We start from the raw sequence: 16,565 nt of genomic DNA, 5'->3' as shown, positions 1-16,565 counted from the left end.
TTAGAAAAGTAAAACTATGGCTAAAGAAGTAGCAGGATTAATAAAATTGCAGATCAAAGGTGGTGCTGCAAATCCTTCACCTCCAGTAGGACCTGCATTAGGTGCTAAGGGAGTAAATATTATGGATTTTTGTAAGCAATTCAATGCTAGAACGCAAGATTTGGCTGGGAAAGTTGTTCCAGTTGTAATCACCGTTTATAAAGATAGCTCTTTTGAATTTATTACAAAGACTCCTCCTGTTGCTGTTCAGGTTTTAGAAGCTGCAAAATTAAAGTCTGGTTCTGCGGAGTCTAACCGTATTAAGGTTGGATCAATTACTTGGGAACAAGTAAGAACTATCGCAGAAGGTAAGATGAAAGATTTAAATGCTTTTGAAGTTGAGAGCGCCATGAGTATGGTTGCTGGAACAGCAAGAAGTATGGGTGTCACTATTTCTGGTGATAGTCCGCTTAATCAATAATTTTTAATACTGCATTTAAAATGAGTAAACTAACAAAGAATAGAAAGTTAGCTTTAGATAAAGTCGAAGCAGATAAGATCTATACTATCGACGAAGCAGCAGCATTGGTTAAGGAGATTACCACTACTAAATTTGACGCTTCAGTGGATATGGATGTCCGCTTAGGGGTTGACCCTAGAAAAGCGAATCAAATGGTTCGTGGAGTGGTTACTCTACCTCACGGTACTGGTAAGAATGTTCGTGTTTTAGTACTTTGTACTCCTGATAAGGAAGAAGAAGCTAGAGCTGCAGGTGCTGACTTTGTTGGCCTTGACGAATTTATTACTAAGATCAAAGGAGGCTGGACTGATATTGATGTTATCATTACAATGCCAACTGTTATGGCTAAAGTAGGTGCACTTGGACGTGTATTAGGCCCCCGTGGTTTAATGCCTAATCCTAAGAGCGGTACAGTAACAATGGACATTGCTAAAGCTGTTAACGAAGTTAAGGCTGGAAAGATAGATTTCAAGGTCGACAAATATGGTATTATTCATTCATCAGTTGCTAAGGTATCTTTTGAAGCAGATAAAATCAAAGATAATGCTATGGAATTCGTAGGTATTATCAACAAATTGAAGCCATCTGCAGCAAAAGGGACTTACATCAAGAGTGTATACCTGTCAAGTACAATGAGTGTAGGGATTCAAATTGATCCTAAATCACTTATTGACTAATCAAATTATTTTTTAATCGAGACCTTGGTAATCATGAAAAAGGAAGACAAAATTCAGATTATTGATAGCTTGACAGAACAAATCAACGCATCAAATCACTTTTATCTAGCTGACACTTCAGGAATGAATGCAGAAGCAACTTCTGCTTTACGTAGAGCTTGTTTTGAGAAGCAGATCAAAATGGTTGTTGTAAAAAATACTTTACTTCATAAAGCTTTAGAAAGAGCTGAAGTTGAGTGCAACGATTTGACTGGAATACTTAAGGGTGCAACATCTCTTATGCTTTCAGATGTGGGAAATACTCCTGCAAAGCTAATCAAAGAATTCAGTAAAGGTAAAGACAAACCAACGCTTAAAGGAGCTTTCGTTGAGGGAGCTGTTTATATTGGCGAAGGCGAGTTAGACACACTTGTAGCTATTAAGTCTAAGGAAGAATTAATTGGTGACATTATTGCAGCATTGCAGTCTCCAATTCAGAAAGTAATTTCTGCTTTAGAAAACGGTAAGGGTGAATCTACTGAAGAAGTAGTATCAGAGTAATATATTTAGAGTATTTAAATTTTAAAAATCAACCAAAATGGCAGATTTAAAAAAGTTTGCAGAAGAATTAGTTAATTTGACTGTTAAGGAAGTAAGTGAATTAGCTCAAATCTTAAAAGATGAGTACGGAATCGAGCCAGCTGCTGCTGCTGTAGTTGTTGCAGGCGGAGATGCTGAAGGTGCTGCTGCTGAGCAAACTGAATTCGATGTAATTCTTGTAGCTGCAGGTGGTTCTAAACTAGCTGTAGTGAAATTAGTTAAGGAATTAACTGGTCTTGGACTTAAGGATGCTAAGGCTGCAGTTGATGCTGCACCAAACGCAATAAAGGAAAAGGTTTCTAAAGATGAAGCTGAAGCATTAAAAGCACAATTAGAAGAAGCTGGAGCTGAAGTTGAACTTAAATAGAATCGCTAAGACCTTCAAATAAGGTTATTATGGTTTAGAGTATCATTCTATGATACTCTAAGCCTTTTTGTTGTTTATTATTGTTTAGGTTCAATTAATTTTAAGTAAATGTCTTCAAATACTATTAGTCAAAGAATTAGTTTTGCTTCAAATAAGAATCAGTTTTTATATCCTGACTTTTTAGAAGTACAATTAAAATCTTTTCAAGACTTTTTCCAGTTGGAAACAATTTCGGAAAACAGAAAGAGCGAAGGATTATTTAAGGTATTTAGTGAGAATTTTCCAATTACCGATACGCGTAATAATTTTGTGTTGGAATTTCTTGACTATTTTGTTGATCCACCACGTTACTCCATTGAAGAATGTATTGAGCGAGGCCTTAGTTACTGTGTGCCCCTTAAGGCTAAGCTAAAGCTATATTGTACCGATCCAGAGCATGAGGATTTCGATACAGTAATTCAGGATGTATATCTTGGAACTGTACCTTATATGACTGAAAAAGGTACCTTCGTTATCAATGGAGCAGAGCGTGTTGTTGTATCTCAACTTCACCGTTCACCAGGTGTATTCTTCGGACAAAGTTTGCATACTAACGGAACTAAGTTATATTCTGCCCGTATTATTCCTTTTAAAGGATCATGGATTGAATTTGCTACTGACATTAATAATGTCATGTATGCTTATATCGACCGTAAGAAAAAGCTTCCTGTAACCACTCTATTAAGATCGATTGGTTTCGAAAGTGATAAAGATATTCTTGAGATTTTTGATCTCGCTGATGAAATTAAAGTTTCAAAAACCGGACTTAAAAAAGTTGTCGGTCGTAAACTTGCCGCTCGTGTTCTTAAATCTTGGATTGAAGACTTCGTAGATGAGGATACAGGAGAGGTTGTTTCTATCGAACGTAACGAAGTTATTATCGATAGAGAAACTGTAGTTGAACCAGAACACATTGAAGAAATTCTTGAATCAGGTGCTAAGACTATCTTATTACACAAGGAGCAGCAAAATCTTGCTGACTATGCAATTATTTACAATACGTTGCAGAAAGACCCTTGTAACTCTGAGAAAGAAGCAGTTCTTCATATTTACCGTCAATTAAGAAACTCTGAGCCACCAGATGAGGCTACAGCTCGTGATGTAATTGATAAATTATTCTTTTCTGATAAGCGTTACGATTTAGGTGATGTTGGTCGTTATAGAATTAATAAGAAATTAGGTCTAAATACTGATAGGGATACTAAAGTATTGACCAAAGAAGATATTATTGAGATTATTAAGTACCTTATTAAGTTATTGAATGCACGTACTGATGTGGACGATATTGACCACTTGAGTAACCGTCGTGTTCGTACTGTAGGGGAACAATTATATAGTCAATTTGGAGTTGGTTTAGCTCGTATGGCTCGTACTATTCGTGAAAGAATGAATGTGCGTGACAATGAGGTGTTTACCCCTATTGATTTGATTAACTCGAAGACTTTATCTTCAGTTATCAATTCATTCTTCGGAACAAATGCATTGTCTCAGTTTATGGATCAAACGAATCCACTTGCTGAGGTAACTCATAAGCGAAGAATGTCAGCTCTTGGACCCGGTGGTCTGTCTCGTGAGAGAGCAGGTTTCGAGGTTCGAGATGTTCACTATACTCACTATGGTCGTTTATGTCCTATTGAAACACCAGAGGGACCAAATATTGGTTTGATCTCGTCTTTATGTGTATTCGCTAAGATTAATGATCTAGGGTTTATTGAAACACCATACCGTAAGGTAACAGAAGGAAAAGTTGATCTAAGCAACGAAGGTGTAGCTTATCGTTCAGCTGAGGAAGAAGAAGGATTGATTATTGCTCAAGCTAATGCTCCATTGAATGATGATGGTTCATTTGTTAATGCTAAAGCAAAATCACGTAAAGATGGTGACTTCCCATTTGAAGAGATTGAGAACTTAGATTTGATGGACGTTGCGCCAAACCAGATTGCTTCTATAGCGGCTTCTTTGATTCCGTTCCTAGAACATGATGATGCCAACCGTGCTTTGATGGGATCTAATATGATGCGTCAAGCTGTTCCTCTTATCAAACCTGAATCTCCAGTTGTAGGTACTGGTCTTGAAGCAAATGTTGCTAAAGATTCACGTACTATGATTGTAGCTAAAAGAGATGGTGTTGTTGAATATGTTGATGCTACTAAAATTGTAATCGCTTACGAAAGAAGCGAAAATGAATCATTTGTGAGTTTTGAATCAAATGTAATCACTTACAATTTACCAAAATATCAAAAAACGAATCAGGGAACAACTATCGACCTTAAGCCTATTGTAGCTAAAGGAGATAAGTTGGTTCAAGGGCAAATCTTAACTGATGGTTATGGTACCCAAACTGGTGAGTTAGCACTTGGTCGTAACCTTAAGGTGGCATTTATGCCTTGGAAAGGTTATAACTATGAGGATGCGATTGTAATTTCTGAGCGTATTGTTAAGGATGATGTATTTACTTCAATTCACGTTGATGAGTACACACTTGAAGTACGTGACACCAAACGAGGAATGGAAGAATTAACTTCTGATATTCCTAACGTTAGTGAGGAAGCTACACGTAACCTTGATGAAAACGGTTTGATTCGTATTGGAGCTATTGTAGAGCCAGGCGATATTCTTATCGGTAAGATTACTCCTAAAGGAGAATCTGATCCTTCTCCAGAAGAGAAATTGCTTCGCGCAATCTTCGGTGATAAAGCTGGTGATGTAAAAGATGCATCTCTTAAAGCTTCACCTTCACTTCGTGGTGTAGTTATCGAGAAGAAATTATTCTCTCGTGCAGTACGCGACCGTAAGTCGAAGCAAAGTGATAAGCCTATATTGCAAAAGCTTGACGATGAGTTTAATCAAACTATTGAAAATCTAAATAATCTTCTTATTGAAAAGTTGTTTACCATTTGTAATGGAAAAACTTCTCAAGGTGTTAAGGATTATTTAAGTGTTGATTTGATTCCTAAAGGCGTTAAGTTTACTCAAAAACTTCTAGCTGAGATTAATTATCTACAAGTAGATCCTAACAAGTGGACTACCGATAAAGATAAGAATGGAACTATTAAGACTTTATTGCATAACTATGTGATTAAGTATAAAGAACTTGATAGTGCTAGTAAGCGTAAGAAATATAACGTAACTATTGGTGATGAGATGCCAGTAGGTATCATCCAAATGGCTAAAGTTTATGTTGCTAAGAAGCGTAAGCTGCAGATTGGTGATAAGATGGCAGGTCGTCACGGTAATAAAGGTATTATTTCTCGTGTTGTTCGTCAGGAAGATATGCCATTCCTTGAGGATGGAACTACTGTAGATATTTGCTTGAACCCACTTGGTGTACCTTCTCGTATGAACCTTGGACAGGTATTTGAGACCGTTCTTGGTTGGGCAGGTATTGAGTTAGGATTGAAGTTTGCGACACCGATTTTCGATGGTGCAAGTCTAGACGAAATTACCGCATATACTGACAAAGCTGGTGTTCCTGCTTTTGGTAAAGCTTACCTTCATGATGGAGGTACTGGTGTACGATTTGATCAGCCTGCAACGGTTGGTGTTATCTACATGCTGAAACTAGGTCACATGGTTGATGATAAGATGCACGCGCGTTCTATCGGTCCTTATTCTCTGATTACACAGCAACCACTTGGTGGTAAGGCTCAGTTTGGTGGTCAGCGTTTTGGAGAGATGGAAGTTTGGGCTCTTGAGGCCTTTGGTGCAGCTCATATCCTACAGGAAATCTTGACTATTAAGTCGGATGATGTAATGGGTAGAGCGAAAGCTTATGAAGCTATCGTTAAAGGTGAACCTATGCCAGCTCCAGGTATTCCTGAATCTCTAAATGTGTTATTACACGAACTTAGAGGTCTTGGCTTGAGCGTTAAATTAGTATAAGCCTTATATAGAAAGTGAATGTTGGTTTTTCCGACATTCACTTTTCATGAATCAATTTGTTAATATCCTAATTTTCAATATATGGCATTCAGAAGAGATAACAAAGTAAAGAGTAATTTTACAAAAATCTCTATCAGTCTTGCTTCTCCAGAAGAGATCTTAGAAAGATCTAGCGGTGAAGTTTTAAAGCCTGAAACCATCAACTATCGTACTTATAAGCCAGAACGTGACGGTTTATTCTGTGAAAGAATTTTCGGTCCTGTAAAGGATTATGAGTGTCACTGTGGTAAATACAAGCGTATCCGTTATCGTGGTATTGTTTGTGACCGATGTGGTGTTGAGGTAACCGAGAAAAAAGTACGTCGTGAGCGTATGGGACACATCCAATTGGTTGTGCCTGTAGCGCATATTTGGTATTTTAAATCGTTGCCAAATAAAATTGGTTACCTTTTAGGTTTACCAACTAAGAAATTAGATACTATTATCTATTACGAGCGTTATGTCGTAATTAATGCTGGTGTTAAAGCCGTTGATGGTATCAATTATCTTGATTTTCTAACAGAAGAAGAGTATTTAGATATTCTTGAAGAACTTCCAACAGAAAATCAACATCTTGATGATGAAGATCCAAATAAGTTTATTGCTAAGATGGGTGCTGATGCACTTTGCAGTTTACTTTCTCGTTTAGATCTTGATTCATTATCATATGAATTACGCCATAAGGCTAGCACTGAGACTTCACAGCAACGTAAAAACGAAGCTTTGAAACGTCTTCAAGTTGTTGGTGCTTTCCGTGATTCTAAGGAAGTAAACAATCCTGAATGGATGGTTGTTAAAGTTGTTCCAGTAATTCCACCAGAATTACGTCCTTTGGTACCTTTGGATGGTGGTCGTTTTGCAACTTCGGATTTGAATGACCTTTATCGTCGTGTTATTATCCGTAACAATCGTCTTAAAAGACTAATTGAAATCAAAGCTCCAGAAGTAATCTTACGTAATGAGAAACGTATGCTTCAGGAAGCTGTAGATTCACTATTTGATAACTCGCGTAAATCTAATGCGGTTAAGACTGAAAATAACCGTCCTTTGAAATCTCTTTCTGATTCATTGAAAGGTAAGCAAGGTCGTTTCCGTCAGAATCTATTGGGTAAGCGTGTTGACTATTCTGCTCGTTCGGTAATTGTTGTAGGTCCAGACTTGGAAATGCACGAGTGTGGTATCCCTAAAGATATGGCAGCTGAACTTTATAAGCCTTTCGTTATTCGTAAGCTTATTGAGCGTGGAATTGTTAAGACTGTAAAATCAGCTAAGAAAATCGTTGATCGTAAAGATCCAGTGGTTTGGGATATTCTTGAAAATGTATTGAAAGGACATCCAGTGCTACTTAATCGTGCCCCAACTCTTCACCGTTTGGGTATTCAGTCTTTCCAACCAAAATTGATTGAAGGAAAAGCGATTCGTCTACACCCTCTTGCATGTACCGGTTTCAATGCCGACTTTGATGGTGACCAGATGGCGGTTCACTTGCCTTTAGGTAATGAAGCTGTTCTTGAGGCTCAAATGTTAATGTTGTGTTCTCACAATATTTTGAATCCAGCGAATGGTACTCCAATTACAGTTCCTTCTCAGGATATGGTACTTGGTTTATACTACATTACTAAAGAGCGTACAGGTTGTAAAGGAGAAGGTATTATTTTCTACTCGGCTGAAGAGGCAATGATTGCTTTTAATGAAAAAGCAGTTGATCTTCATGCTAAGATTAAAGTGAAAGTAAAAGATCTTAATGAAAATGACGAATTAGTTGACACTATTGTTGAGACAACTATTGGTCGTATCATTATGAATCAGCATACTCCAGAAGGTGCAGGATTTTTGAATCAGTTGATTACAAAGAGAGCTCTTCGCGATATCATTGGATACGTATATAAGAAGTGTGGTGTTCATTTGACAGCTAAGTTTCTTGATGATATTAAAAACTTAGGTTACCGTCAGGCTTTTGAAGGTGGATTATCCTTTAACCTTTCTGATGTTCAGGTTCCTGCTGAAAAGGATGAAATGGTAGCTGATGGTTATGCGCAAGTTGAAGAAGTAAAGAATAACTATAATATGGGATTCATTACTAACAACGAACGTTACAACCAGATTATTGATATTTGGACGCATGTAAATGCTAACTTGACTCAAACATTGATGACTCAGTTAGAAACCGATAACCAAGGTTTCAACTCAGTATACATGATGCTTGACTCTGGTGCTCGTGGATCACGAGAGCAGATTCGTCAGTTGGGTGGTATGCGTGGTTTGATGGCCAAGCCTCAGAAATCGGGTGCTAAAGGTGGTCAGATTATTGAGAATCCAATTCTTTCTAACTTTAAGGAAGGTCTTTCTGTACTTGAGTACTTTATCTCTACTCACGGTGCTCGTAAAGGTCTTGCGGATACGGCCCTTAAAACGGCTGATGCGGGTTACTTAACTCGTCGTTTGGTTGATGTTGCACAAGACGTTATTATCCACGAGCCTGATTGTGGTACTTTAAGAGGTCTTTCTGCTTCAGCAATTAAGAATCAAGAAGATGTTGTTGCCTCTCTAACCGAAAGAATTTTGGGACGTACAACAGTTCATGATATTTACCATCCATTAAGCGGAGAACTTTTGGTTGCTTCAGGAGAAGAAATTACAGAAGAAATTGCAGCGGCTATTGAAGCTTCTCCAGTTGAAACTGTAGAGATTCGTTCTGTATTAACTTGTGAAGCTCGTAAAGGTGTTTGTGCTAAATGTTACGGACGTAACCTTGCAAGTGGTGAGTTGGTTCAAAAAGGTGAAGCTGTTGGTGTTATCGCTGCACAGTCAATCGGTGAACCAGGTACACAGTTAACACTTCGTACTTTCCACGTAGGGGGTACAGCGGGTAACGTTTCTGCTGAAAACTCGGTTATTTCTAAATACGATGGTTTCGCTGAGTTCGATGAACTTAGAACTGTTGAGCATACGACTGAAGAAGGTAAGAAATACGATGTTGTAATTGGTCGTTTGGCTGAATTACGTATCGTAGATAAGAATACTAATATAGCTTTAAGAACACATACAATTCCTTACGGTTCTAAACTGTATACTAAGGATGGTGCAGATGTTTCTAAAGGGGAACTAGTTTGTGAGTGGGATCCTTATAATGCCATGATCATCTCTGAATTCTCTGGAAAGATTTCATTCGATAACTTGATTGAAGGTATTACTTTTAGTGAAGAGTCTGATGAAGCAACTGGTTTTGCTGAGAAAGTAATTATTGAATCTAAGGATAAAGCTAAGAATGCAAGTGTTAGAATCTTAGGATCTGATGGCGCAATTCTTAAGTCTTATAACTTACCAGTAGGGGCTCACGTCTCGGTAAGCGAAGGTGATACGATTTCTATTGGTGAATCTGTTGTTAAGATTCCAAGAAACGTTGGTAAAACAGGTGATATTACTGGGGGTTTACCTCGTGTTACTGAGTTATTTGAAGCTCGTAACCCATCTAATCCAGCTGTTGTTTCTGAGATTGATGGTGAGATTGCTTTTGGTAAAATTAAACGTGGTAATCGTGAAGTTATCGTAACTTCAAGAACAGGTCAAGAGAAGAAGTACTTGGTACCTCTATCTAGACAAATGCTTGTTCAAGAGAGCGATTACATCAGAGCTGGTACGCCACTTTCTGATGGAGCTACAACGCCTGCTGATATTCTTGCAATTAAAGGTCCTACAAAAGTTCAGGAGTATATCGTGAATGAAGTACAGGATGTTTATCGTATGCAGGGTGTGAAGATTAATGACAAGCACTTTGAGATTATCGTACGTCAGATGATGCGTAAAGTTATTATTTCTGATCCAGGTGATACAGTTTTCCTTGAAAAACAAATCGTTGATAAGCAGGTCTTTATGCTTGAGAATGATGAGATTTTCGGTAAGAAAGTTGTTGTTGAACCAGGTGATTCTAACGAATTAGTATTAGGACAAACAGTTACTGCTAGACAATTGCGTGATGTGAATTCAGTATTGAAACGTAAGGATATGAAGTTGGTTGTTGCACGTGATGTTATCGCGGCTACTTCAACTCAGATTCTACAGGGTATTACCCGTGCGTCTCTACAAACGAAGAGTTTTATGTCAGCTGCTTCCTTCCAGGAAACAACTAAAGTATTGAACGAGGCTGCTATTCGTGGTAAGGTTGATAATTTAGAAGGACTGAAAGAGAACGTAATTTGCGGTAAGTTAATTCCTGCAGGTACTGGTCTTAAAGTCTACAAAGACATCGTTGTAGGTGCAAAAGAAGATTACGAAAAGCTTCTTGCTAATAAAACGACTGAAGAGTAAGCAAACTCTTAATAAATATAAAGGCTGTTTCATTTATTGAAACAGCCTTTTTTTATGTCTTATTCCAAATATATTTTCTTATTTTAGCTAAACTCAATTTTTGAGCTTAGATATGATATAAACTTCTGATACAGAACTAAAAATATTTATAATGGAAGACAATAAAAAAGGGAATCAAATTGATATTCAGCTTAGCGAAGAAGTTGCTCAAGGAACCTATTCGAATCTTGCAGTCATTACACATTCTAGTTCTGAGTTTGTGATTGATTTTGTGCGAATAATGCCTGGTGTACCTAAAGCTGACGTGAAATCCAGAGTCATACTAACTCCAGAGCATGCTAAGCGTTTGATGTTAGCTTTACAAGATAATATCAGCAAATTTGAATCTATGAATGGGCCCATCAAAAATGTTGATGGGGGACAAGGATCTCAAGGTCCAATTATCCCAATGAGCTTCGGTCCAACAGGACAGGCATAGAAAACTAATGCATAAATGAAAAGCGGAGATCCATTGTGGATCTCCGCTTTTTGTATCTAGTTGTCACACAGATGTTAGATTTTAAGCTTCTGTGTTTTGTATTTCTTTTTAATATTTAATTTGAATAAGCTAAAGGCAATAAGAGCTATCAAAACACCTATAAGGATTCCATATTCTGTACTAATATTCAATCCGCTATTTTTTATGGGAGCCACCAAAAGGTATGTGAAGCAAATAGCCGTCATAAAACTTGCTGGTAGACTAAGTACATAGTGCATTTTGTTTTTCTTAGCTAAATACATGGCGCCTGTCCATAACATTATCATGGATAAGATTTGATTGGCTAAGCCAAGGTATTTCCAAATTGTAGAAAACTCTAGTTGAGAGAGCAAGAAGCCAACAGCAAAAAGAGGCAGACTAACTAATAATCGACTTCTAATTGACACTTGTTTAATATTTAGCATGTCGGATATGGTTAAGCGTGCGCTTCGGAAGGCGGTATCACCTGTTGTAATTGGACAAGCAATAACACCAATGATTGCGAATACAGCACCAACCTTTCCTAACCATGTATTGCATATTTCATTCACCACCCAGGCTGGGTTATGTCCTGCAGTAATCGTATCATTTAGGGCATGCGCATCACCGAAGAAATTCATAGCGGCAGTTGCCCATATAATTGCAACAATGCCTTCTGCTATCATTGCTCCAAAGAACACAGGGCGGCCATAGCTTTCTTTTTTCATACAGCGAGCCATCATGGGGGATTGAGTAGAATGAAAACCAGAAATGGCACCACAAGAAATAACGATAAACATCATGGGGTATAAAATATTCTGACCAGGATTTGAGTGAAGGTTTTTTAACTGACTAAAACTAATCTCAGTCATTTTCAAGCTTCCATCAAACGATTTGAAGATCATTGCACCAGCAATAGTAATGGCCATAATTAACAGAGCTGCACCAAATAGGGGATATATTTTACCAATTATCTTATTAATAGGAAGAAGGGTTGCTATCAGATAGTATGCGAAAATACCATATAGCCAAAAGTAGAAACCTCCACCAGTTAGATCTTTGAGTAAACCAGCAGGTCCGGTAACGAAAGCAACACCTACTAGAATTAGTAATAAGATGGTGAAGATTCGAAGGATATTTTGAAATCCTGTTCCTAGGTATTTACCTACAATTTCGGGAAAACTTGAACCATTATTACGAATATAGAGCATACCTGAGAAATAATCGTGAGTTGCTCCCATAAATATACAGCCAAATACAATCCAGATATAGGCTGTTGGGCCATACATGGCGCCTAATATTGCTCCAAAAATGGGGCCAAACCTGCTATATTTAAGAATTGTATCGTAAACATTTTCCAGGTTGGCATAACAATGAAATCCACATTATCTTTTAATCTTATAGCTGGTGTTTCAATAGAATCATCGGCACCAAAGAAGCGTTCTATAAACTTACCGTAAATAAAGTAAGCTAGTATAAGTGAAAGAATTGCTGCTAAAAATGTAATCATGTATTTTAAAACTTATGGTTTTATTAAGAGGTATTAAAGTTACCATTAATAATAGATGTGAAAATAGTTCCAAGCTAAAATTTCAAAGGTGATATGGGTAGGCGAGTCTATTAAGTGATTTAGGTATTATATAACAGCTCTTATTTTGAATGCAAACTATGGCTTAACATATTGATTGTAAGATGGTAAAGTTGAATTTTTATTGAAAATAATAGAGGCTTATATAAATTTGATTTAAGTAGTGTATTCTATATATTTGCTAAGCCTGATTTTACGCTCAGGAAAGCTTAAAACCGAATAATAACAAATTGTAATCGAAGAGACTGATAATTCAGATTTCACAATTAATGAAACTGAAATATAGATTGAGAAATTCGATTATAAACTGATAAAACACATATAACAATGAAAGGATTAAAAATTGTTGTTCTTGCCAAGCAGGTTCCCGATACTCGTAATGTTGGGAAAGATGCTATGAAAGCTGATGGAACTGTGAATAGAGCTGTTTTGCCTGCTATCTTCAATCCTGAAGATTTAAATGCACTTGAGCAAGCATTGCGTCTTAAAGATAAATACCCTGGAACAGAGATCACATTATTGACTATGGGACCAGGTAGAGCTGCTGAAATAATTCGTGAAGGTTTGTACCGTGGAGCTGATAATGGTATCCTTTTATCTGACCGTGCTTTTGCTGGATCTGATACTTTAGCAACTTCTTACGCATTGTCTTGTACTCTAAAGAAAATGGGTAAGATTGATATTATCATTGCTGGTCGTCAGGCTATTGATGGTGATACGGCTCAGGTTGGACCTCAAGTTGCTGAAAAGTTAGGTTTCCCACAGATTACTTATGCTGAGGATGTCGTTTCAGTTGAAAAGGGTAAAATTCTTGTTAAGCGTCGAATAGAGCGTGGTGTTGAAACTGTTGAAGGAACTCTTCCAATGGTTATAACTGTTAACGCTTCTGCTCCTGACTGTCGTCCACGTAACGCGAAGTTTGTTATGAAATACAAGCACGCAAGAGCGGTTTCTGAAATGCAGGATGCTGACGAAGATTATATCGCATTACACAACAACCGTCCTTACCTAAATATTGGTGAGTGGAGTGTAAACGATATCGATACTGATGCTAAAGAACTTGGTTTAACTGGATCACCTACAAAGGTAAAAGCGATTGAGAATGTCGTGTTCCAAGCTAAAGAAGCTAAAGTACTTGAGCCTAGCGATGCTGATATGGATGAACTAATGAAAGAGTTAATTGCTAACCATACCATTGGTTAATCGATTGGTTTTTCCTATCATTTCAATGTAGAATTTTAAAATTAAGAACCGTGAATAACATATTTGTATATTGCGAAATAGAAGAGGGACAGATTGCTGATGTAAGTCTTGAACTTTTAACTAAAGGTAGATCGCTAGCTGATGACTTAAAGTGTAACCTTGAGGCTATTGTTATTGGTGCCGATCTTAAAGGTGTTGAGAAACAAATTATTCCTTTTGGTGTTGATACTTTATGGATGGCTGACGATAAGCGTCTTTACCCATACACAACTTTACCTCATACTTCAATCATTGTAAAATTGTTTGGAGAAGAGAAGCCTCAAATCGCTTTGATGGGTGCTACAAGCATTGGTCGTGATTTAGGTCCTCGTGTTTCTTCAGCTCTTCATTCAGGTTTAACTGCTGACTGTACGAGTTTGATGATTGGTGATCATGAAGATAAAAAGAACAAAAAAGAATACAAAGATCTTTTATACCAGATTCGTCCTGCTTTCGGTGGTAACATTGTTGCTACAATTGTTAACCCTGACTGTCGTCCACAAATGGCAACTGTACGTGAGGGTGTAATGAAGAAAGAAATTCGTTCTGAAGCTTATAAAGGAAAAGTTAATAAAATTGAAGTTGAGAAATATTTGAACTCTGAAGATTTTATTGTGAAGGTTATTGAACGTCATATGGAAGCTTCTAAAGTAAACATCAAGAATGCAGGTATTATAGTTGCTGGTGGTTACGGTGTAGGTTCAAAAGAAAACTTCGATAAGTTATACGAACTGGCTGATGTTATCGGTGGTGAAGTAGGTGCTTCTCGTGCTGCTATTGATGCTGGTTATGCTTCTCACGAACGTCAAATTGGTCAAACAGGAGTTACTGTACGTCCTAAGCTTTATATTGCTTGTGGTATTTCTGGTCAGATTCAGCATACTGCTGGTATGGAAGAATCATCAATGGTAATTGCGATCAATACGGATAAGAATGCACCAATCAACAATTTCGCTGACTATGTAATTACAGGTGATATTGCTGATGTTGTACCTAAGATGATCAAAAAGTACAAAGAGAATACCAAGTAATAAATTTAGTAATTAGAAGGTGAGAGACTTACGTCAGACTTACCATTAAATACATCTAAAGAAATGGCTAATTTCTATACAGATAACGAGGACATGAAGTTCCACCTGGAACACCCGTTAATGAAAAAAATTGTTGCGCTTAAAGAGCGTAACTTCGAAGATAAAGATAAGTATGACTATGCACCTCTTGATTTTGAGGATGCTATGGACAGCTACGATCGCACACTAGAAATTGTAGGTGAGATTTGTGGCGATATTATTGGTCCTAACGCTGAAGGTGTTGATCAAGAAGGTCCTAGAGTTGAAAATGATCGTGTGATTTACGCAAAGGGTACTGCTGAAAATCATGAAGCTCTTACAAAAGCTGGTTTAATTGGTATGTCTCTTCCACGTGAGTACGATGGATTGAATTTTCCTCTTGTACCTTACGTAATGGCTGCTGAACTTGTTTCTCGCTCTGATGGTGGTTTTGCTAACATCTGGGGTCTTCAGGACTGTGCTGAAACAATTCACGAATTTGCTTCAAAAGAGCAAAAAGCTAATTACTTGCCACGTTTTGCCAAAGGCGCTACTGCAGCTATGGACTTAACTGAGCCAGATGCAGGTTCTGACTTGCAAGCAGTTCAGTTGAAAGCAACTTATAATAAAGATGAAGATCAGTGGTATTTGGACGGTGTAAAGCGTTTTATCACCAATGGTGATGGTGATGTAGCTTTAGTACTGGCTCGTTCAGAGGAAGGTACTAATGACGGTCGTGGTTTGTCAATGTTTATCTATGACAAAAAACATTTGGCTGTGAAGGTTCGTCGTATCGAGCACAAAATGGGTATCATCGGATCTCCAACTTGTGAATTGGTATTTACGAATGCGCCTGCTGAATTGGTTGGTTCTCGTAAATTGGGACTTATCAAGTATGTAATGTCATTGATGAACGGTGCACGTTTAGGTGTAGGTGCTCAATCAGTAGGTATTTCTGAGGCAGCTTACCGTGAAGGTTTAGCTTACGCTAAAGAACGTCGTCAGTTTGGTAAAGCAATTATCGAATTCCCTGCTGTTTATGAAATGTTGACCAATATGGAAGCGAAGTTGAATGCTTCTCGTTCTATGTTGTACGAAACATGTCGTATGGTTGATGTTTACAAATGCTATTTCCATATTTCTCAGGATCGTTCTTTAGATAAGGATGAGAGAAATGAGATGAAGAAATATCAGAAGATTGCTGATGTATTCACGCCTCTATTAAAATTGTTTGCTTCTGAGTTCTGTAACGAAGTGGCATACGATTCATTACAAATTCACGCGGGTTCTGGGTACATGAAAGATTACCCAATTGAGCGTTTAGTTCGTGATGCACGTATTACTAACATTTACGAAGGAACAACTCAATTACAAGTTGTTGCTGCTGTTCGTGGGGTAACTACAGGTTCGTATCTTGCTCAAATTAAGTTCTACGAAGAGTCTGAACTTAATCCACAGTTGGAGTACATCAGAACAATCCTTAAGGGAATGACTGAAAAGTACGAAGAAGCTGCTGCTAAAGTAAATGAAATCAACGCTACTGCAGATCATAACGACTTCTTGGATTTCCATGCACGTCGTTTGGTTGAAATGGCAGGTTATATCGTCATGGGTTACTTGATGTTATTGGATACAACTCGTAAGGATAAGTATCAATCTTCATGCGAGGTATTTGTTAAGATGGGTAAAGCAAAATGTGCTGCTCACCTTGATTATGTTTCTAGTTCAGATTTGAAAGACCTGGGTATCTTTAAAAAATAAGACATCCTATTTCTATAAATATTGAGGGAGCTGCTAATT

Annotated in this window: 11 protein-coding genes and 1 pseudogene; 10 read left to right on the top strand and 2 right to left on the bottom strand. The window is 37.6% G+C overall.

The window, feature by feature from the left end:
* The first annotated feature begins 16 nt into the window (after window positions 1-16).
* The 7 genes from rplK to ACXR6G_RS02605 all read left to right on the top strand — a co-directional run bounded on the left by rplK (window position 17) and on the right by ACXR6G_RS02605 (window position 10,868).
* Complete coding sequence (gene rplK / locus ACXR6G_RS02635) at window positions 17-460, top strand: 50S ribosomal protein L11 (protein WP_458359848.1); 444 nt, start codon at window positions 17-19, stop codon at window positions 458-460.
* Window positions 461-480: 20 nt separating this feature from the next.
* On the top strand, window positions 481-1,176 hold the full coding sequence (rplA, locus tag ACXR6G_RS02630; protein WP_458359847.1) for a 50S ribosomal protein L1: 696 nt from the start codon (window positions 481-483) through the stop codon (window positions 1,174-1,176).
* A gap of 33 nt (window positions 1,177-1,209) precedes the next feature.
* Window positions 1,210-1,716: a 50S ribosomal protein L10 gene (gene rplJ / locus ACXR6G_RS02625; protein ID WP_458359846.1), complete on the top strand. Its 507-nt coding sequence runs from the start codon at window positions 1,210-1,212 to the stop codon at window positions 1,714-1,716.
* A 37-nt stretch (window positions 1,717-1,753) separates the two neighbouring features.
* Window positions 1,754-2,122, top strand: coding sequence for a 50S ribosomal protein L7/L12 (rplL, locus tag ACXR6G_RS02620; protein WP_458359845.1), 369 nt, complete (start codon window positions 1,754-1,756; stop codon window positions 2,120-2,122).
* 108 nt (window positions 2,123-2,230) lie between these two features.
* A complete protein-coding gene (gene rpoB / locus ACXR6G_RS02615; RefSeq protein WP_458359844.1) occupies window positions 2,231-6,043 on the top strand; it encodes a DNA-directed RNA polymerase subunit beta in 3,813 nt (1,270 codons plus the stop codon).
* Between the two features lie 81 nt (window positions 6,044-6,124).
* On the top strand, window positions 6,125-10,390 hold the full coding sequence (gene rpoC / locus ACXR6G_RS02610; RefSeq protein WP_458359843.1) for a DNA-directed RNA polymerase subunit beta': 4,266 nt from the start codon (window positions 6,125-6,127) through the stop codon (window positions 10,388-10,390).
* 151 nt (window positions 10,391-10,541) lie between these two features.
* Complete coding sequence (locus ACXR6G_RS02605; RefSeq protein WP_458359842.1) at window positions 10,542-10,868, top strand: DUF3467 domain-containing protein; 327 nt, start codon at window positions 10,542-10,544, stop codon at window positions 10,866-10,868.
* A 74-nt stretch (window positions 10,869-10,942) separates the two neighbouring features.
* Here ACXR6G_RS02605 and ACXR6G_RS02600 read toward each other — a convergent pair whose 3' ends face one another.
* Both ACXR6G_RS02600 and ACXR6G_RS02595 read right to left on the bottom strand, forming a co-directional pair.
* Complete coding sequence (locus ACXR6G_RS02600) at window positions 10,943-11,527, bottom strand: carbon starvation CstA family protein (RefSeq protein WP_458359959.1); 585 nt, start codon at window positions 11,525-11,527, stop codon at window positions 10,943-10,945.
* 27 nt (window positions 11,528-11,554) lie between these two features.
* A pseudogene (locus ACXR6G_RS02595) lies at window positions 11,555-12,396 on the bottom strand (carbon starvation CstA family protein); the annotation flags it as partial.
* 405 nt (window positions 12,397-12,801) lie between these two features.
* On the opposite strand from ACXR6G_RS02595, the gene ACXR6G_RS02590 reads away from it, so the two are divergent.
* The 3 genes from ACXR6G_RS02590 to ACXR6G_RS02580 all read left to right on the top strand — a co-directional run bounded on the left by ACXR6G_RS02590 (window position 12,802) and on the right by ACXR6G_RS02580 (window position 16,526).
* A complete protein-coding gene (locus ACXR6G_RS02590; RefSeq protein WP_458359841.1) occupies window positions 12,802-13,677 on the top strand; it encodes an electron transfer flavoprotein subunit beta/FixA family protein in 876 nt (291 codons plus the stop codon).
* Window positions 13,678-13,727: 50 nt separating this feature from the next.
* Window positions 13,728-14,747, top strand: coding sequence for an electron transfer flavoprotein subunit alpha/FixB family protein (locus tag ACXR6G_RS02585; protein ID WP_458359840.1), 1,020 nt, complete (start codon window positions 13,728-13,730; stop codon window positions 14,745-14,747).
* A 120-nt stretch (window positions 14,748-14,867) separates the two neighbouring features.
* Window positions 14,868-16,526, top strand: a complete 1,659-nt coding sequence (locus ACXR6G_RS02580; RefSeq protein ID WP_458359839.1) for an acyl-CoA dehydrogenase family protein — start codon at window positions 14,868-14,870, stop codon at window positions 16,524-16,526.
* The last annotated feature ends 39 nt before the right edge of the window (window positions 16,527-16,565 follow it).

The sequence above is a fragment of the Ancylomarina sp. YFZ004 genome, from assembly GCF_054254355.1.
Note: the sequence above shows the minus strand (reverse complement) of the source record. Positions and strands in the feature narration are given on the sequence as shown.